This window comes from Pseudoalteromonas sp. MMG024, assembly GCF_021654175.1.
Classification (GTDB): Bacteria; Pseudomonadota; Gammaproteobacteria; order Enterobacterales; family Alteromonadaceae; genus Pseudoalteromonas.
Map to the genome: position 1 here is coordinate 32,933 of NZ_JAKFZO010000002.1, position 19,219 is coordinate 52,151.

Here is a 19,219-nt window from a genome sequence, read left to right on the forward strand (position 1 = left end):
TAGATAAATAGCACGTCTATTATTTGGGGGTCGTTTATGTTGGATACGTTAATGCTTTCACGCATACAGTTTGCTGCCAACATTAGTTTTCACATTTTATTTCCCACTATAACCATCGCGATGTGTTGGTTTTTAGTTTTCTTTAAAGTCAGGTTTGATATGACAGGCAATCCGGTTTGGATGCGCGCATATCGATTCTGGGTAAAAATCTTTGCCCTTTCATTTGCCCTTGGCGTTGTAAGCGGTATTACCATGTCATTTCAGTTTGGTACTAACTGGCCCGGTTTTATGGAAAAAGTCGGAAACATCGCGGGGCCACTATTAGGCTACGAAGTGTTAACTGCATTTTTCCTAGAGGCGACATTTTTAGGCATTATGTTGTTTGGTATTAAACGTGTGCCACCAAAAGTACATACTTTAGCTTGTATTGTGGTAGCAATCGGCACCACGCTTTCAGCGTTTTGGATCTTAAGTTTAAATTCGTGGATGCAAACACCAACCGGTTTCGAGATGCGCGATGGAATCGCCTACCCAACTGACTGGTTTGCAGTAATTTTTAATCCAAGTTTCCCGTACCGCTTAGCGCATATGCTTTTGGCTTCGGGCTTAACGGCAAGCTTTATGATAATTGGCGTGAGTTGCTATCGTTTACTTAAAGGAGACGATAAACAAGCACCAAAGTTAACATTAAAAGTCGCGGTTATTGTGGCGGCGATTTTATCACCGTTACAAGCATTTGTTGGTGATTTACATGGTCTTAATACACTTGAACATCAACCACAAAAAATAGCAGCAATGGAAGGTGTTTGGCAAACTGAAAAAGGGGCTCCTTTACTGCTATTTGCAATTCCTGATGAAGAAAATAGAACGAATCATTTTGAAATTGGCATACCTAACATGGCAAGCTTTATTCTTACCCATGAGCTTGATGGTGAAATTAAGGGGCTTGATGAATTTAAAGGTGAGCATCCACCAGTTAAACCTGTATTTTTTGGCTTTAGAATAATGGTTTGCCTCGGTTTGCTGATGATCGCCATCTCTTGGTTTGCAACCTATACCCTTAAAAAACGCGGCCAGCTACCAACTTGGTTAATGCGTGTTTTTGTTGGCTTAACATTTTCAGGTTGGTTAGCTACATTAGCCGGCTGGTATGTAACTGAAATCGGCAGACAGCCTTACCTTGTTAGCGGTGTACTAAAAGTATCTGACGCTGCAACACAAATTGCGCCTGCAAATGTTGGTTTTAGCTTAGCGCTCTATCTAACTACCTATGCCATTTTGTTAGTCGCTTATCTGCATACAGTGTTCCTAATGGCGCGCCGTGCCGTTGAAATTGAAGAATTTGATATGAGCGAAAAGCCAATAAAACAATTACCGAGTAAAGGGGATAATGCATATGTTTGATCAAGCAACTCTGGCAATTATTTTTGTATCCCTAATGGGCCTTGCAACATTAATGTACGCTGTTTTGGACGGTTACGATCTAGGCGTAGGGATTTTACTGCCGTTAGACGATGAAACCTCAGCTGATACCATGATTGCGTCGATAGGACCGTTTTGGGATGCTAATGAAACCTGGTTAGTATTAGCGATTGGCCTTTTACTCATTGCGTTTCCAACTGCACACAGTATTGTCTTTCAAGCGCTCTACATCCCGTGTACATTTATGTTGATTGGCTTAATTATGCGCGGTGTAGCATTTGATTTTAGAGCCAAGGCCATTGTTGCCCATAAGCGTAAATGGGATACTGTGTTTAAATCTGGTTCTTTGCTCGCCTCGCTGGCGCAAGGCTACATGCTCGGTTTGTATGTTATGGGGTTTTCAAACACCTTAGAAGCGCACGGTTTTGCCCTTTTAAGTGCAATTGGAGTTTCAGCGGCTTATACCTTTATTGGCAGTTCATGGCTAGTTATGAAAACCGAAGGCGATTTGCAACAAAAAGCCATAGCGCATTGTAAATCAACGGTTGTTATTACGTTTGTTGGTATATTGCTGGTATCACTGGTTAACTTACTTATTTCACCAGAGATCTATCAAAAATGGTTCGACTTTCCGTATGCACTGATCTTAATTCCCATTCCGATTATTTGTGCAAGCTTCTTTGTACTATGTTGGTTTGTATTAAAGCGCTTAGCTAAACAGCCAAATATTGGTGCAGCCCTACCATTCTTTTTTGCGCTATTGATTTTTACCCTATCATTTTTTGGCTTAGCATTTAGCTTTTTCCCAGAGATTGTGCCGGGTAAATTAACAATTTGGGAAGCTGTTGCAGCGCCTGAAGCGCTTAACTTTATGTTGTGGGGGGCGTTAATTGTAGTGCCAACTATTTTGGCTTATACCGCATTTTCTTACAGAGTGTTTTGGGGAAAGGTGGACGAACTTCGCTACTATTAACTTCAATTCAATTATTTAAATAAGTGTGTAGCGACTAGGCTACACACTTATAATAAATCTATTAGAAATATAGGCTTTCAACCGTTTCACCGGCAATTTTAACGTCACACTTGTCGCCTGACTTTGAATTAGATGACTGAATAGCACCCGCTACCGCACCAAATACACCACCTTTTTCATTCAGCACAGAGCTAAAGTAACAATAGCTAGAAACATTAACTTCTTGATAACTCGTGTTTAAGTTAAGTGTTGGCGTGTATGGAGGAAAACGACCTTTCATCACCGGATCGCCATTTACCGTTAGTTGTACTTCATTTCGCTTAGTATCGTACTGGCCACCAAAAACGTAAGTCTTACCTTGGTACGCTATGGTTTTTTCTTGTGCTTGGATTGGCGGTGTTGAACCACAACCAACAAGTGTAAGTGAAGAAAGTGCAACAAGTGAAAAGGTAAGTGTTCTTAACATAATAGAATTTCCGTATAAAAATAAGACAAAAATTACTCTACGTTAAAGAATATCTAGTTTCAAGAAAATGAATGTTAAGATTTGAAATGGTTTGGATTGTTTCTATTTAAACAAATAAGCCAACCTTACTGGTTGGCTTATTTAGTAATTGAACGATATTACGTTAACTAAGTATGTTTTCTTATTGATTAACTTGCTGATGTATCAAGTGGTTCAAAGCTTTTTACAAGGTCATCAACCGCTTTCATTTGGCTTAAGTAACCTTCGAGTTTAGCAAGTGGTAATGCACATGGGCCGTCACATTTGGCAATGTTTGGATCTGGGTGAGCTTCAATAAATAGGCCCGCTAGACCGAGCGCCATACCGCTTCGTGCAAGTTCTGCAGCTTGAGCACGACGGCCATCTGCTGAATCGGCACGTCCACCCGGACGCTGCAGCGCATGGGTTGCGTCAAAAATAACAGGGGCTTGGTGCTTCATATCATCCATACCCAGCATATCAACGACTAGGTTGTTATAGCCAAAGCTTGAACCTCGCTCACATAAGATTACTTGGTCGTTACCCGCTTCGTTAATCTTTTTAATAATGTGACGCATTTCATGAGGTGCTAAAAACTGAGGTTTTTTCACATTAATAACCGCGCCAGTTTTTGCCATCGCTACTACTAAGTCGGTTTGACGTGCTAAAAATGCAGGTAACTGAATTACATCTACAACTTCAGCGACGGGTGCCGCTTGATACGGTTCGTGTACATCAGTAATCACTGGTACATTAAAGGTATTTTTGATCTCTTCAAAAATCTTTAACCCTTCTTCCAAACCTGGACCACGATAAGAGTTAATTGATGATCGGTTTGCTTTATCAAATGACGCTTTGAACACATAAGGAATGTTTAATTTTGTTGTCACTTCAACATAATGCTCAGCGATTTGCATTGCTAAGTCACGTGATTCAAGCACATTCATACCACCAAATAGTACAAACGGCTTGTCGTTAGCAACTTCACAGTTACCCACTTTAATAATTTGTGTATTCATTTAAATTCCTAACAGAATAATTAACTACCGACCAGCTGCAGCACTTGGCCACAGAACCACGCAGCATATGTTCCAAGTGCGTAACCAAGTACAGCCAGTAACACACCAACAGGTGCTAATGCCGGGTGAAATGCAGATGCAACCACAGGCGCTGATGCAGCACCGCCAATATTCGCCTTACTGCCCACGGCAACATAAAACACCGGCGCTTTAATAATCTTGGCAACAACAAATAATAGAATAACGTGAATTGCCATCCAAATTAGGCCAATAATAACGTATTTTGGTGCTTCAAATATTTTGCCGATATCCATATGTAAGCCAATGGTCGCCACTAAAATATATAAAAATGCGCCGCCTACTTTTGATGCGCCTACGGCTTCAAATTGACGTGCTTTTGTAAACGATAAGCTTAAGCCTATTGTGGTTACAACAAAGATAATCCAAAACAATTTTGAATGCAGCGAGAACTTCTCAAGTGCTGGGTAGTTTGCTTGGAAAAAAGGCACTGCTGTGTCTGCAATTAAATGTGCAAAGCCTGTCGCACCAAAACCAAATGCCACTAAAATCATTAGATCACGCAGTTCTGGCTTGCGTGAATTTTTCTTTTCAAACTGCGATACGGTATCAATTAATTTGTCGATAGATGAAGTATCTGCACCTGTGTGCTTATCAATCTCTTTATGACGAGCCGCTAAGTATAAAAGTCCTGCCATCCAAATATTCGCCACTACAATATCTACGGTTACCATAATGGTAAAAATATCGCCGTTAGCTTGATAGATTTCTTTCATCGCTACCATATTTGCACCGCCGCCGATCCAACTACCGGCAAGTGCCGCCATGCCGCGCCAAAGCTCCCCGGCGCCATCAACACCTAGCAGTTCTGGCATAAAAGTGGCCGCCACTAATAACGCGATTGGTCCGCCAATAACGACGCCAACTGTACCGGTTAAAAACATAATAATGGCTTTTGGCCCGAGCGCTGCAACGGCTTTTAAGTCAATACTCAGTGTTAGTAGTACTAAACAGGCAGGTAATAGGTAATATTTTGCAACCGTATACACGCTATTGCCTTCACCGTCGACAATACCAAATGTATTTAATAGCGATGGTAAAAAATAACACATCAATAATGCGGGAACGTACTTATAAAATTTTGCCCAAAATCCGGTTTTAAGATTAGAGGTATAGAACACGAAACCTAAGATTATGGCCAACATACCCATAACGACGGCATCGTTGGTGAACATCACGCTGTGAGAGTCCATGAAGTTGCTTCCTGTATTAAGTTATTTTTAGTGGATTGTTCTAAAGTGCGAGTCCATTTCTTCAATTTGGCTTTGCAGCACATCAATTGATGGGTCATCTGGGCACTCTTCGATAAACTTTTCAAAGTCTTTAATGGCGAGTTCATCACAGTTCAAATTATGTAATAAATAACCGCGGTCGCGTAACTCGTAAGGATCACCATCGGTAAGAACCATCAGTTTTTCAACACATTTAAACGCTTCGCCGTAGCGTTTTTCACTGATAAATGCCCATTTTTGATGGGCCAAAAATAGCTTCACAACATCATCTTCAAACAATTGTTGAAATGCATTATCTAGGCTATTTTCATCGTCATTTTCTGGTTTGATATACCAGCGTTGCCCACCTGAGCACGGGTCGATTAAATACCCTTCTCCTTGGCTTACTTCTAGCAATACTTGAATGTCGTTTTCAAATACCAACATTTCAACATCAAAACCAAGTTGTTCCATCACGTAGGTTAAGATCATGCCAAGCGATATAGTGCTGCCAGTGCGATAATTAAGTGCATAGGCGACACTATTAAGCAGACTCATCGGCACTTTTTGACTCGTACCGCTAAAGGCAAAGTCGCTGTAAAAACTATCGAGTAGCGAATTTAGGTTTTGCTCTATGGTGTTTTCAGACTTTTGCGTTTTTACCGCCATCAGAACCAGTTCAGATAATTTATCCCGACAAAGGGCGTAATCGAACTTAGTCAGCCACGATGACTCATGATTTAAACATGTAAAGACGGGCGCTTCTATTGCCGCTGTATATTCTTCCTCAGAGATATCAAACATCAATATCCTTCGGTCTCTCTATAACTAAAAATTAATGTCAGTTTATCGTGTTTTAAAATGAATACCAATGAAGATCGGCGAATAGATAAAGAATAGAGACTAACTTAATGTTCTGTATCAATAATCATTGAATAGATATAGCACACTTGTATGAACATAAAAGCAAAATAGAAAAGAAAAAGGCTGAATAATCAGCCCTTAAAAAAGAAATGGTGTTTTAAATCTCGCTAAATAAAAAATGGCGAAAATAACGGTTGTAGCAAGCAATAAGAGCGATATTTGCCCTTTAATATGTTTTTGCCTCGCCATAAATACCCCTACAACAATATACGCTACCACAAGTACGATTTTTTCAAGTAACCAAGGTTGATTATGAGGACTCATACCAAGTGTCACTGCCAGCGCTACCGCTGAGATAAGCAACAAGGTATCAATACTATGGCCACCGATAAACAGTATTTTATTTTCAGCAAGTTGTAACTGCTTGATGCGAGCAAATGCACGCGTATAAAAGATCACAACACTCAGTACAGCTAACAACATATGTGTATGCTTTAACGCAATATATTCCATTTTACTACCCTGGATAATTATTAAGAATTTGTTCGAATCTATCGATGTTACTGAGTAATACATCAACTAACTTAGGCTCAAAATGCAGCCCACGTTGATTTTGCAATTCAGTCGTAACTTGCTCTACGCTCCACGCTTCTTTATAACAGCGCTTATGGCGAAGTGCATCATAGACATCAGCTAACGCGACAATACGGCCATAAACATGAATTTCTTCACCTTTTAGGCCGCGAGGATAACCTGTCCCATCCCATTTTTCATGATGGTCGCGGGCTAAAATCGCTCCTGCTTGAATAATATCCCGACGAGATCCCGCTAAAATATTGTGTCCTTTCATGGCATGAGTTTGCATCACTTTCCATTCTTGTTCATCCAATTTACTTGATTTATGCAAAATGGTGTCGGGAATACCAACTTTACCAACATCATGAAGAGGTGCAGCATAACGCAGTACATCGGCCTCTTCGTCGCTCAGGCCATAACCTTTTGCAAGTTCATAACTAATGAGTGATACACGCTTTACATGATTTCCGGTTTCAGAGGAACGCTGTTCAACGGCTTCACTTAAGCGATAAACCAGCTCTCTTTGCGTATCTTCAATTTCTGATTGCAGTTGCACATTTTCGTAGGCAATTTGTACATTTTGCGAGAAAATTTCAATTAAATCTTTATGTGTCTCAGTCAGACTGCGTGGAATACCCGATACATAGAGCATTGAGTTATGGTTAAACCGGCTAGAACAATAGGCAAAAAGGTAATCTTCTTCATAAACAATGGTTTTGTTACTTAGTGCTTTCTTACACGCTAACAATTGCTTTTCAGATAGCACCTGGTTAACTGGCTTACCTTCGCTTTTTTCAAATTCACCTTGTCCTGCAAACACAATCAGGTCTTGCTGTTTTTCATCAGGACTACTTGCAACAAGTGAAGTTGCATACATCGCTTCATCAACTGACCCTAAAATCGAGGTAAGTTGTTGCATTACGCCATGAATAAAGGTGTCCATAGAATGAGATGAAAAGATATCGCGTGAAGCGGTGATGATTTTCTCAAGACCTTGGCGAGAGTGCTCTATTGATAAAATATCGCGATAAGAGCGTAAACTCGACATAACAACCGTAAATAGTTTTTGTGCTGTTAATTCGGTTTTAGATTTGTAGTCATTAATATCATAGTTAACAATGACCTGACGCTCCGGCGCTTGCCCTGGTTGGCCGGTTCGTAAAATAATTCGCACATGGTTATTTTTAGCGGTTTCGCGAATAAACTGCGCAACTCTTAAACCCGCGTCATCGGTTTCCATAACCACATCGAGCAACACAATGGCTGCATCTGGATGCGCTACAATTTTTTCTTCTGCTTCTTTACCTGAATAGGCGCTAATAAATTCAAGTCGTTTATCTTGAAATGAGAAATCGCTCAACGCGAGTTTCGTTACCGCATGCACTTCCGGTTCGTCATCAACAATAATAACTTTCCAAGTACCGTGGTTATTTACTTGCTTCGGTGCTTGCTCTGACTCATCAGAAAATAAAAAATCACTCGCCATTCTATCCTTACCCCTTATAACCACTTCACACTCGCGTTAATACCAACTCACTAAATAGCTAATCAGGATCCCACTGCGCTAAAGTTACACGGTCGTTGCCGCCTAAATCTTTTACTGTTGAAATATCTTTATATGCCATTTTTGCAAAAAAATCACGTACTAACTGGCCCTGATCATAACCATGTTCTAATAATAACCAGCCTTTTCTCTGCACATAGTTACGTCCGGTTTCAATGATATGCTCAATATCGGCCATCCCCTTTTTCGTTGCGACTAACGCCGATAAAGGTTCGAATCGTACGTCGCCTTCGAGCAAATGAGGATCTTGTTCATCAATATAAGGCGGATTTGATACGATGACGTCAAACAATTGCGCATCGAGCGCGCTAAACCAATCGCTTTGGACAATGGTCGCATTTGTAATTGCTAGATTTTGTTGATTTTGCTTTGCCAACGCAACGGCATCTTGTTGGAAATCGCAGCCAATCACCTGCCACAAGGGGAGCTCACTTGCCAGTGACAAGGCGATTGCACCGGTGCCGGTACCAAGGTCAAGTAATCTACCTTGCTTGTTTATTGCTTTATCAAGCGCACATTCAACTAATGTTTCGGTATCAGGTCTTGGAATAAGCGTTGCAGGACTCACCTTAAAATTTAGGCTCCAGAACTCGCGATATTCAGTAATATGCGCAACAGGTGAACCCGTTTTGCGTTTTTCAATTGCTGACAAAAAGGAAGCTTGTTGTTCATCAGTCAGTAATTTTTCAGGCCACGTAAAAAGGTATGTACGCGATTGTGAAATGCAATCTAACAGTAATACTTCTGCGTCAAGTTTGGGGGATTCTGATGTGTCAGTTAAAGCACTTGCGCCAACGTCAAGTGCTTGTTGTATCGAATAATTACTCATCGCCCATCGCTGCAAGCAAGTCTGCTTGATGCTCAAGAACAAGTGGGTCAACAATGGCACCTAAATCGCCTTCAACCACTTCGTTTAGCTTATAAAGTGTCAAATTGATACGGTGATCGGTAACGCGACCTTGCGGGTAGTTATATGTACGAATACGCTCAGAACGGTCGCCACTACCGACAAGGTTACGACGCTCAGAGGCTTCTTCTGCCATGCGTTTTTCATCTTCAGCTTGCTGTAAACGCGACGCAAGCACGCTCAGTGCTTTGGCTTTGTTTTTATGCTGTGAACGCTCGTCCTGACATTCTACAACAACACCAGTTGGAATATGGGTAATACGAATCGCTGAGTCGGTTTTGTTAACATGCTGACCACCGGCACCTGATGCGCGGAAGGTATCAATTTTAAGATCAGACGAATTGATTTCAATTGCTTCTGCTTCTGGTACTTCTGCCATAACCGCAACCGTACATGCAGAGGTATGCACTCGGCCTTGCGATTCTGTTTCTGGAACACGCTGTACGCGGTGTGCGCCTGATTCAAATTTCAGTTTGCCATACACACCTTCACCAGAAATATTCGCAATAACTTCTTTAAACCCGCCGTGTTCGCCTTCGTTCGTGCTAACAACGTCAACTTTCCACTTTTGTGTTTCAGCATAACGGCTGTACATACGGAATAAGTCACCAGCAAAGATTGCCGCTTCGTCACCACCTGTACCGGCGCGCACTTCAAGGAACACATTGTTATTGTCACGAGGGTCTTTCGGTAACATAAGCACTTGTAGTTCGTCTTCTAACGCTTCGATATTTGCTTTGGCTTCTTTGAATTCTTCTTGCGCCATTTCACGCATATCGGGATCGTTATCTTTAAGCATTTCTTCGGCTGTCGCGACGTCATCTTCTGCCTGACGGTACGCATTAAAAGCCTTAGTCACATCTTCAAGTTCAGAATATTCTTTTGAAAGCGAACGGAAACGGTCTTGATCAGAGATCACATCCGGATCACTTAATAATGCTTGTACTTCTTCGTAACGCTCAACCAGCGTTTCTAATTTTCTGTAAACGGATTCTTTCATCTAAGCTTGACGCCTGTTAATTATCTAAATCTAAAACTTTTTTGATTTGTGCAAGCTTGGCAATATCATCTTGCTCAGCAGCTTGCTTAATCGCTTTGGTTGGTGAATGAATAATTCGATTTGCTAGTTTATTAGCTAATTCATTCAGCACTTTTTCTGGGTCTTTACCTGATTTTAACTGACCTTGCGCCTTTTGTACTAACTCTAATTTTATTTGTTCAATATTTTTGCGGTAAGTACGAATAATGTCGACTGAATCGAGCGCATTTCGCCATGTTACAAATTCATTGGCTTTTACAACAATTATCTCTTCGGCTTCAGCAGCCGCTCGCTCACGTGATTCCATATTCTGATTAACAATTTCTTGTAAATCATCAACAGAATACAAATATGCATCATCAAGATCAGCTACTTGCGCTTCGATATCACGCGGTACGGCAATATCAACAAGCAGCATCGGCTTATAACGACGCGCCTTTAACGCCTGTTCGACCATACCTTTACCGATAATTGGTAATGTACTCGCTGTAGAACTGATCACAATATCGGCATCGATTAAACTCTCGGGTACGCGCGATAACGGCACAACATGTGCGTTGAATTCATCTGCTAAATTTTGTGCACGTGATAAGGTACGGTTTGCCACTGTCATATGCTGACAACCGTTTTGATACAAATGCCTTGCGACAAGTTCTATGGTTTCGCCCGCGCCAATTAACAATACTTTGGTTGGTTCTAAATTGCCGTAAATGTGTTTAGCTAAATTAACCGCTGCGTAGGCAACTGAAACCGCACTCGCGCCGATATCAGTTTCTGTGCGCACTTGTTTAGCAACTGAGAAACACTTTTGAAAAAGACGCTCAAGTAAGGCATTCACCACACCTGCTTGTTTTGCCTTAGCATAAGCTTGTTTAATTTGGCCAAGAATTTGTGGCTCACCCAACACTAATGAATCTAATCCAACCGATACACGCATTAAATGCTGAATAGCATTAAAGTCTTGATGCTGATATACGTGTTCCGCTAATTCGCTTTTATTGAGTTGGTGAAAATCAGCCAACCAATCAATAAGCACTTGGGGTTGTTGATTTTCAACGATACAATAGAGTTCGGTGCGATTACAGGTAGACACAACCACAGCTTCGTTTACGCCATTCTGTTGGCAAAGTTGAGCAAGGGCAACGTCGATTTGTTCAGGAGAAAACGCCACGCGTTCTCTTAATTCAACAGATGCGGTTTTATGATTAATGCCTAAAGCAACTATGGTCATTATGTCTACAATTTGTTTTTAGCACGTTTTAAAGCGATTAATTTTACGTAAATCAAGTCAATAAAAAAAGTAAGGATTTAAGATTTGATGCAATTACGCATGATATTTGTCATATTTTTGGTTTTTTTAACAGGCTGTGCAAGTCAATATTACGACAATGCAACAGTTAAAGAAAATTGGCAAAGGGAATTACTGCAAAAACAGTCTTGGCAGGTAAAAGGTAAATTGGCGATTATTCAGCCAGAAAAACGTCAAAGTGCTAATTTATTTTGGGCCACTACCCAAGAAAAAGATGTGCTTAACCTCACGTCATTTGTTGGTACCTCTGTCCTTTCACTTGAAAAGACTCAGACCCATGCCACGTTAGAATTAGATGGCGAAACCCATGTTGGCAAAAATGCACAGCAATTAGTGTATTGGTTAACGGGGATGAATCTTCCATTTTTAGATGACCCTAATTGGTTAAAAGGATTGCCTAATACCCAAACATTTCGTGCCGATGAACTAAATCGCGTTGGCAATGCCACGCTTATTGATTCACAAGGCAAGCAATGGCAAATAACCTACAGTAACTACCAAAAACATGGTGGATATTGGTTGCCCTATTCCATTTCACTCACTCACGACACCGTTAAACTAAAATTAAAAGTATATACATGGCAGATTTAACAACGCTTTCGCTTATCGCGCCCGCAAAACTTAATTTATTTCTACATATTAATGGACGCTTACCGAACGGTTACCATGAACTTGAAACCTTGTTTGTGTTTTTAGATTATGGCGATCGTTTACATTTTAAACGCACAGACGACGGCGCGATTACGCTAAAAACCCAAATAGACGGACTGCCAGACGAAGAAAATTTAATTTATAAAGCGGCAAACGCATTAAAACTTGCAACAAATACTGCGTTTGGTGCAGAGATTTCATTTGATAAACACCTGCCAAGTGGTGGCGGTGTAGGTGGTGGTTCATCCGATGCCGCAACTACATTACTTGCTTTAAATACGCTTTGGCAATTAGCGTTACCACTTGAAAAATTAGCGGACATTGGCGTTGCACTGGGCGCCGATGTGCCCGTATTTATCAACGGCCAGGCCGCTATTGCGCAGGGTATCGGAGAAAAATTAGCCCCAGTAAATTTACCTGAAACCTGGTATTTAGTAGTCCACCCAAATGTACACATTAGTACCGGCGTAATCTTTAATAATGTCAATTTGCCACGTAACACACCTAAATTATCAGGCGACTGGCAAAGCTCCAAACATCGTAATGACTGCGAAGAGTTGGTGAAAAAGCACTATCCCGAGGTTGAAAAGACCCTTAACTGGTTGTTAAAATACGGCCCGTCAAGAATGACAGGTACCGGAGCATGCTGTTTTGTCAGTTTTGAAACGCAGCACGCAGCCCTTAAAGCATTAAAATCGCTCCCTGAAACTTGGCAAGGCTTTGTAGCAAGAAGTACGAACATATCTCCAGCACATTCGGAGTTACGTACTAAACTAAATTAATTATTGGTAACTACTGTTACCCAAAAAAGTGCCTGAGGAAACCTACCGTGCCAGACATGAAGCTCTTCGCTGGTAACGCAACGCCTGAGTTAGCTCAAAAAGTTGCAAAACGCTTATACATTGATCTTGGTGACGCTGAAGTTGGTCGTTTTAGTGACGGTGAAATTAGCGTTCAAATCAACGAAAACGTACGTGGTTCTGACGTTTTCATCGTACAATCTACTTGTGCGCCTACAAATGACAACTTAATGGAATTAATCGTAATGGTTGACGCACTTCGCCGTGCATCAGCTGGCCGTATCACAGCGGTTATCCCATATTTCGGTTATTCTCGCCAAGATCGTCGCGTGCGCAGTGCTCGTGTTCCAATCACAGCGAAAGTAGTTGCTGACTTCCTTTCAAGCGTTGGCGTTGACCGTGTGTTAACTGTTGACCTACACGCTGAACAAATTCAAGGTTTCTTCGACGTACCAGTTGATAATGTTTTCGGTAGCCCAATTCTACTTGAAGATATGAAAGAGAAAAACTTTGACGATGTTGTGGTTGTATCGCCTGATATCGGTGGTGTTGTACGTGCACGTGCAATTGCAAAACTACTTGATGACACTGATCTTGCAATTATCGATAAGCGTCGCCCACGCGCTAACGTATCGCAAGTAATGCACATTATTGGTGATGTAGAAGGCCGTGACTGTATCATTGTTGACGATATGATCGATACTGGTGGCACGCTTTGTAAAGCTGCAGAAGCATTAAAAGAACATGGCGCTCGCCGCGTGTTTGCTTATGCGACACACCCTGTACTTTCAGGTGCAGCAGCAGAAAACATTAAAAACTCTGTAATTGACGAAGTTATCGTAACTGACTCAGTACCACTTACAGATGAATTAAAAGCTATCGACAAGATTAAAGTGTTAACGCTTGCTGATATGCTTGCAGAAACAATTCGTCGCGTAAGCAACGAAGAATCAATCTCTGCATTATTTGAGCACTAAAATCAGCTTAAATAAATGATAAAAGCGCAGGCCTAGCCTGCGTTTTTTGTTTTTAAAATTACACTCATTTCGTCCACGTATATCTGTTTATAACTTACACATTTAATTTACAGTGCGCTTTAAGCACTCGCTTTACACACCCAAAATCCATTAAAATATCAACGCGCGTCAACTAACAGATTAATATCTAATAAATTTTTATCAATAATGAATAATTTACAGTGTGCGTTAAATTTTCTACCTATACTTAGTTAAATTTATCTTAAACTTAATTCGTCAGATCTGATAAGAGTAGTGTTTATGTTTACTAAGTTAAAACTGGTTCAACAATTATCTATTTCATTTGGCGCCATGATAGGACTAATGGTATTACTCGCCACTATTTCATTTTTTGGATTGCGCAGTGGTTACAATGATTTTGTCGAATATCGCGGGCTCGCACGCGACAGTAATTTAGCAGGTTTAGTGCAAGCTAATTTATTATCCATTCGTTTAAATGCCCTTAAATTTCTAAAAGAGCAAAGTAGTGAAAACATTGCCGAGTTTAATAAACGCGCAAAGCTACTCAATGAACAACTCGACATTGCAAGGACCGAAATTGTTGAGCCCGGTCGGGCTAAACTTATTGATCAGTCTTTTGATAAGGTAATGGCTTACGAGCAAGGGTTTACGGACGTTGTAGATTTATATGCCAAACGTGATGACATTGTGAAAAATCAACTTGATGCAAACGGTGCAATCATTCGAAAAAATATTAGTGAAATTATTCGAACCGCCTACGAAGATGGCGATACAGATGTCACTTACTTTGCCGCCATTGTTCAAGAACAGCTTTTATTAGGCCGTTTATACACAAGCAAATTTCTAGTTTCAAACACCCGAGACGAATATTTACGCGCGACCGCGGAGTTTAAAGAAGTAATGAAATCGGTAAAAGTACTTGAGGACAATATTCAATCACCTAAAAGAATCGCACTGCTAAATGAAGCGGCTACTCGTCTAACTGCTTATCAGCAAGGCATTGACAATGTTAATGACGTAATCAACAAACGCAATAACATCATTACCAATGTGTTGAATAAAGTCGGCCCCGAAATTGCCGAGGCTTATGAAGAAGTGAAGCTATCCGTTAAAAATGACCAAGACTCACTTGGCCCTAAAGTTCAAAGTCGCAGTGAAACTACCACAACCACAATTATTGTCGTCTCAATAGCTGTTGTCGCTGTGGGCGTATTTTTCAGTTGGTTTATCTCGGTAACCATTCGTAAACCCATTGGCGGCGAACCAAAAGACATTGAATACATCGCTAACCGTATAGCAGATGGCGATTTAACCATTTCTTTTACAAAATCAGGTAACGAAACCGGCATTTATAAGGCCATGGGCGAGATGGTTGGTACGCTTAGACATATTATTGATAGCCTAAAACACGCAACTACCGAGCTAATGCGCTCAACAAAAATATTGGACGAAAACACTGCAAGTTCAATGCAGGGTGCAGAGCATCAAATGGAGCAACTAAATCAAGCCGTGCTTTCGATGAATGAAATGGCCGCCACAGTTGCCGATATCACACAAAGTGCCCAACTGGCGGCCGATGCAGCGACTAATGCCGACAACGAAACTCATACTGGTAAGCAAGTGGTTGATAATACGCGTAATGCGATAAACGACTTAGTTGACAACACTGCACTGGTGAGTAATTCAATTAAAAACCTTGAAAATGAAACCGAATCAGTTGGGTCAATTTTAGATGTGATCCGAGCAATTGCAGATCAAACAAATTTATTGGCGCTTAACGCTGCCATTGAAGCTGCACGCGCAGGCGAACAAGGTCGAGGCTTTGCTGTGGTCGCTGACGAAGTACGAAGCCTTGCGAGCCGCACACAAAAGAGCACCGAAGAAATTCAAGCAATGATCCATAAACTTCAAAGCGAAGCTAAGTCGTCCGTTGATCAAATGAATGCAAACTTAGAGAGTGCGCGCGTTACGACAGAAAAAGCTAACGAAACCAATGAAGCGCTTGATTCAATCTCTAGTTCCGTTGGCACAATCCGCGATATGAATATGCAAATCGCCGGGGCGTCTGAAGAGCAAAATGTGGTGACCCAGCAAATTACCGACAGTGTAGGTCAAGTAAATGAAATGGCAGTACAAACCGTTGCAGGCGCAGAAAAAGCGGCTGAAACAGCACGTGGTTTAGTTGAGATTGCCGCTAATTTAGAGGGGCTCGTTAACCGCTTTAAAGTATAATTAAATGCCTAAAAAGTACAACAACACACCAGATGTGCTGTTTTACTGTTTACTATATTTCAAAGGCATTTTTTTGCGCTTTTTAGTCCTTGCTAACTAATCCTTTTCGACAAATAAGTTCGCTATGAGCCGTTATAAAAAGATAAAGCCTGCAGGAATAGCAAAGCCCGCCAAAATAAAAAGGCCACGTTTACCAAAGGGTCCGTATTTGCCTCTAATCATAAAAAGTGAACTCATTGCCAAAAACAGCAACAAAGCGGCAAAAATATCAGATACGATAACCCATGATTGATGTGTTTCGTTCAGGTGCAACCGATTAAGTGCTTGAAAAACCGATCTCGGCCTTACTTGTTCAACAACAAGCGTATTTGTATTTAAATTTAAGTTAATATTCGCGTCATCATATAAAAACACCTTAAATTGATATGGCGATTCCCAATAAGACGCTTTGACATCCAATTGTGTATTGGCGAGTGTCAAAACTTGCTTAATTAAAACCTGATCGTTATTTATGTTCCAATCAATATCACGTGCGTTTATCTTAGTAGTATGTACTGCGTAGTTCGGATTCCAATCATTTTTATGATTAACCGCGATACCTGAAATCGCATAAATCAAAATAAAGCCAATACAAAAATAACCAACATCGCGATGTAAACTGCGATTTAATCTAAACCAGTTAATTTGATTGAGTTTACTTTTCAACATGGTTATCAATAATCTCAACACCTGTCGGCGACAGTTGGTAAACTACATCTGGCTCAGTTACTGAATCGGGATTAAACTCTTTACCTGCTTTTTGAGCGCGATGAGCGAGTAATCGTTTTGTTTGATCAAGGCTTAGTTCTATTTTTTCAAGCGTACCTGTTGCAAGCGCTTTGTTTCCTTTCGCGGTCATCGGAAACACCATGTGCCCATCTTCTACTTTTATACGCAAATTTTGAAAGCGCTTATCTGATGCAAGTGTCATCCAGCAGCCTCGCTTTTCGCATACGCCGACAATGGTCCCTTCAATGGTAATTGGCGAACTTAAATAATTATCTGGGTTTGCCATCACAGTTGATATTTTAATTAGTTTGTCGCTATCAACCCCTTCGCCAAACGTAAGCGTTTTGGCAAGCGCTTGAACTTGCACCAGCATAAGTGCAACAACCAATGTTATTTTTGTAAAAAACGGCATAAGAATTCCTTTTCAAGGTTTACTAGTTAACTGGAATCTAATCTTAGGAATTAAATCTATCGTCATTTTTATCAAAAAACGTCAGTGTATCAACTAGTTTCTTTTTAATGGGTAATATTTAGAGAATGATGTCAACAAACGACGTATCAACAACATTTTGAAATTTATGTGTTCATATAAGTAAAAATGCGCCTATCAAAACGTGATAGACGCATCGTTAAAGCCTGCTAGCTATTCGTTTAATTTCTTAAACTTAACCGCCTGGCTTTGTACTCGTTTATACATTTTAGTAAGCGATTTATCGTGCGCTCGGCGTTCACGTAAAGATGCTGTATTAAATTGGTTTTCTTTACGTAACTTTTGGTAATTTAAAAAGCGTCGCTCTGTTAAACTGCCATCGTTAATTGCTTGCTGTATCGCACATTTTGGCTCATTGCTATGTGAGCAGTTAACAAACTTACAACTTGATGCCAAGGCTTCTATTTCGCTAAAGGTTTGCTCTAGCCCCGCGGTTACATCGCTAAGCTGAAGTTCTCGCATTCCCGGCGTATCGATTAATACTGCGCCTGACGCTAACTTCAGTAAGTATCGCCCAGTAGTAGTATGACGGCCTTTGCTATCTTGCTCACGAATGGCAATTGTTTTCTGCTGCGTTTGCGCCAACGTATTACTTAATGTTGACTTTCCTACACCAGAAGACCCCAACAGCACGATGCTAGTTTGTGGTTGTAACCAATCTGACAATTGATTAACCAGTGTAACATCGTGGCAATCAATGACTTCGACCCGTAACATTGAGCTAATGTTTTGAACTTGCTCACGCTTTTCAAGGCCGTCATTTGCAAGATCGGCTTTAGTTAGCATTACCACAGGTTCGCAGCCCGCTTCATTGACTAGCGCCAAATAACGTTCGATGCGATTGAGGCTAAAGTCATCGTTCAATGAACACAACACAAACGCAACGTCGACATTTGCCGTAATTGCCTGTTTTTCTAGTTTGCTGCCGGCAGCACGTCTAGCAAAATACGATTTACGTTCAAAAACGCGATTTACGTCATGTTTTTCATTAAGTAACAACCAATCGCCAACAACACACTGCGATACCTTTTCAGTTAGTGGTAATTGAAATGTGTCGCTACCAGAATCAACCACTAGTCGATTTCGATGTTGTTCAACAACCCTAACAGGAACGCTGTTGTACCATTCGTCGACATCAAGTTGTTGTTGAAAAAAGCTTTGCCATCCAAGTAAGTTTAATTGATTAATATTTAACATTTTTGCCCTTAAATAAAAGAAAATAAGGGGCTTTTAACCCCGGTTATAAAAACCGGGTGTATTAATTATGCGTTACACCCGGTTGGGTTAACTACAATCATCAAAATCTCCTGTTTACGTTATTTACTGTGTAATTTACGACATTAATCTACTTAATGCGTTAGTTATCTACTGATACACGTGTTTGATATGCTTTTGTACCATACAAAGGCACTGTCGACAAACTGTGCTTAAAACTACCTGACGTTTCTTTCGTTGAATACGACAAGTACATTAAGGTTTGATTTTCTTTATCTAAGATTCGTCTTATCTTCATCGATTTAAAGAAAACGCTTTTCGATTTTTTGAAAATCACTTCACCTGAGTCTGAGCTATCTATTTGCGCTATCATCGCCTGAGTGATTGGTCCTGTTTGACGACACGCTATTGAGCTATCACTTGGATCTGAAAAGCTTAAGTTAGCTTCAACAGAGGCAACATGACATGTTACCCCTGTTACTATTGGGTCTTGAAAATGATTTAGTTTAATGTCTTTAAGCGTAAACACACCGAGCGACACATCACCTACCTCACTTGAATCACAACCAACTAGTAACCCAAGTAACAGTGCTAAACCCATTGCCTTTTTCATTTGTTT

Annotated in this window: 19 protein-coding genes; 6 read left to right on the top strand and 13 right to left on the bottom strand. The window is 40.7% G+C overall.

The features are described 5' to 3' along the window. Nucleotides 1-36 precede the first annotated feature (36 nt). Nucleotides 37-1,404 (top strand): cytochrome ubiquinol oxidase subunit I, encoded by a 1,368-nt coding sequence (locus tag L1068_RS01940; RefSeq protein WP_237128825.1) that lies wholly within the window; start codon nucleotides 37-39, stop codon nucleotides 1,402-1,404. Continuing rightward, nucleotides 1,397-2,395, top strand: a complete 999-nt coding sequence (gene cydB, locus L1068_RS01945) for a cytochrome d ubiquinol oxidase subunit II (RefSeq protein ID WP_237128826.1) — start codon at nucleotides 1,397-1,399, stop codon at nucleotides 2,393-2,395. The genes L1068_RS01940 and cydB overlap by 8 nt, the downstream gene beginning before the upstream one ends. A gap of 61 nt (nucleotides 2,396-2,456) precedes the next feature. Here cydB and L1068_RS01950 read toward each other — a convergent pair whose 3' ends face one another. The 9 genes from L1068_RS01950 to hemA all read right to left on the bottom strand — a co-directional run bounded on the left by L1068_RS01950 (nucleotide 2,457) and on the right by hemA (nucleotide 11,368). Beyond that, complete coding sequence (locus L1068_RS01950; protein ID WP_054978742.1) at nucleotides 2,457-2,861, bottom strand: hypothetical protein; 405 nt, start codon at nucleotides 2,859-2,861, stop codon at nucleotides 2,457-2,459. Between the two features lie 188 nt (nucleotides 2,862-3,049). Next, entirely contained in the window at nucleotides 3,050-3,898 is an 849-nt protein-coding gene (kdsA, locus tag L1068_RS01955; protein ID WP_237128827.1) for a 3-deoxy-8-phosphooctulonate synthase, read from the bottom strand. Between the two features lie 20 nt (nucleotides 3,899-3,918). Continuing rightward, a complete protein-coding gene (locus L1068_RS01960) occupies nucleotides 3,919-5,169 on the bottom strand; it encodes a DUF819 family protein (protein ID WP_237128828.1) in 1,251 nt (416 codons plus the stop codon). Between the two features lie 27 nt (nucleotides 5,170-5,196). After that, nucleotides 5,197-5,991, bottom strand: a complete 795-nt coding sequence (locus L1068_RS01965) for a tetratricopeptide repeat protein (protein WP_100915296.1) — start codon at nucleotides 5,989-5,991, stop codon at nucleotides 5,197-5,199. A gap of 198 nt (nucleotides 5,992-6,189) precedes the next feature. After that, nucleotides 6,190-6,564, bottom strand: coding sequence for a SirB2 family protein (locus tag L1068_RS01970; RefSeq protein ID WP_237128829.1), 375 nt, complete (start codon nucleotides 6,562-6,564; stop codon nucleotides 6,190-6,192). Between the two features lie 4 nt (nucleotides 6,565-6,568). Next, nucleotides 6,569-8,113, bottom strand: a complete 1,545-nt coding sequence (locus tag L1068_RS01975; RefSeq protein WP_237128830.1) for a DUF3369 domain-containing protein — start codon at nucleotides 8,111-8,113, stop codon at nucleotides 6,569-6,571. A gap of 58 nt (nucleotides 8,114-8,171) precedes the next feature. Further along, on the bottom strand, nucleotides 8,172-9,020 hold the full coding sequence (gene prmC / locus L1068_RS01980; RefSeq protein ID WP_237128831.1) for a peptide chain release factor N(5)-glutamine methyltransferase: 849 nt from the start codon (nucleotides 9,018-9,020) through the stop codon (nucleotides 8,172-8,174). Continuing rightward, on the bottom strand, nucleotides 9,013-10,098 hold the full coding sequence (prfA, locus tag L1068_RS01985) for a peptide chain release factor 1 (protein WP_010559037.1): 1,086 nt from the start codon (nucleotides 10,096-10,098) through the stop codon (nucleotides 9,013-9,015). Before prfA ends, prmC begins: the two co-directional genes overlap by 8 nt. Nucleotides 10,099-10,114: 16 nt before the next feature. Then, nucleotides 10,115-11,368, bottom strand: coding sequence for a glutamyl-tRNA reductase (gene hemA, locus L1068_RS01990; RefSeq protein WP_237128832.1), 1,254 nt, complete (start codon nucleotides 11,366-11,368; stop codon nucleotides 10,115-10,117). Between the two features lie 87 nt (nucleotides 11,369-11,455). On the opposite strand from hemA, the gene lolB reads away from it, so the two are divergent. The 4 genes from lolB (at nucleotide 11,456) to L1068_RS02010 (ending at nucleotide 16,127) form a co-directional block, all read left to right on the top strand. After that, nucleotides 11,456-12,037: a lipoprotein insertase outer membrane protein LolB gene (lolB, locus tag L1068_RS01995; protein WP_237129086.1), complete on the top strand. Its 582-nt coding sequence runs from the start codon at nucleotides 11,456-11,458 to the stop codon at nucleotides 12,035-12,037. Then, nucleotides 12,025-12,879: a 4-(cytidine 5'-diphospho)-2-C-methyl-D-erythritol kinase gene (ispE, locus tag L1068_RS02000; RefSeq protein WP_237128833.1), complete on the top strand. Its 855-nt coding sequence runs from the start codon at nucleotides 12,025-12,027 to the stop codon at nucleotides 12,877-12,879. Before lolB ends, ispE begins: the two co-directional genes overlap by 13 nt. Nucleotides 12,880-12,926: 47 nt before the next feature. After that, the gene (locus L1068_RS02005; RefSeq protein WP_054978732.1) at nucleotides 12,927-13,874 is read left to right on the top strand and encodes a ribose-phosphate pyrophosphokinase; all 948 of its coding nucleotides are present in this window, start codon (nucleotides 12,927-12,929) and stop codon (nucleotides 13,872-13,874) included. Between the two features lie 300 nt (nucleotides 13,875-14,174). Next, nucleotides 14,175-16,127, top strand: coding sequence for a methyl-accepting chemotaxis protein (locus L1068_RS02010; RefSeq protein WP_237128834.1), 1,953 nt, complete (start codon nucleotides 14,175-14,177; stop codon nucleotides 16,125-16,127). Nucleotides 16,128-16,259: 132 nt separating this feature from the next. Here the strand turns inward: L1068_RS02010 and L1068_RS02015 are convergent, their stop codons facing one another. The 4 genes from L1068_RS02015 to L1068_RS02030 form a co-directional block, all read right to left on the bottom strand. After that, nucleotides 16,260-16,835, bottom strand: coding sequence for a PepSY-associated TM helix domain-containing protein (locus tag L1068_RS02015; protein ID WP_237128835.1), 576 nt, complete (start codon nucleotides 16,833-16,835; stop codon nucleotides 16,260-16,262). Then, nucleotides 16,822-17,307 carry a DUF4920 domain-containing protein gene (locus L1068_RS02020; protein WP_237128836.1) on the bottom strand — a complete coding sequence of 162 codons (486 nt, stop codon included), beginning with the start codon at nucleotides 17,305-17,307 and terminating at the stop codon, nucleotides 16,822-16,824. The genes L1068_RS02015 and L1068_RS02020 overlap by 14 nt, the downstream gene beginning before the upstream one ends. Before the next feature lie 231 nt (nucleotides 17,308-17,538). Beyond that, nucleotides 17,539-18,582: a ribosome small subunit-dependent GTPase A gene (gene rsgA, locus L1068_RS02025; RefSeq protein WP_237128837.1), complete on the bottom strand. Its 1,044-nt coding sequence runs from the start codon at nucleotides 18,580-18,582 to the stop codon at nucleotides 17,539-17,541. 160 nt (nucleotides 18,583-18,742) lie between these two features. Beyond that, complete coding sequence (locus L1068_RS02030) at nucleotides 18,743-19,213, bottom strand: CreA family protein (protein WP_054978727.1); 471 nt, start codon at nucleotides 19,211-19,213, stop codon at nucleotides 18,743-18,745. Between the last annotated feature and the right edge of the window lie 6 nt (nucleotides 19,214-19,219).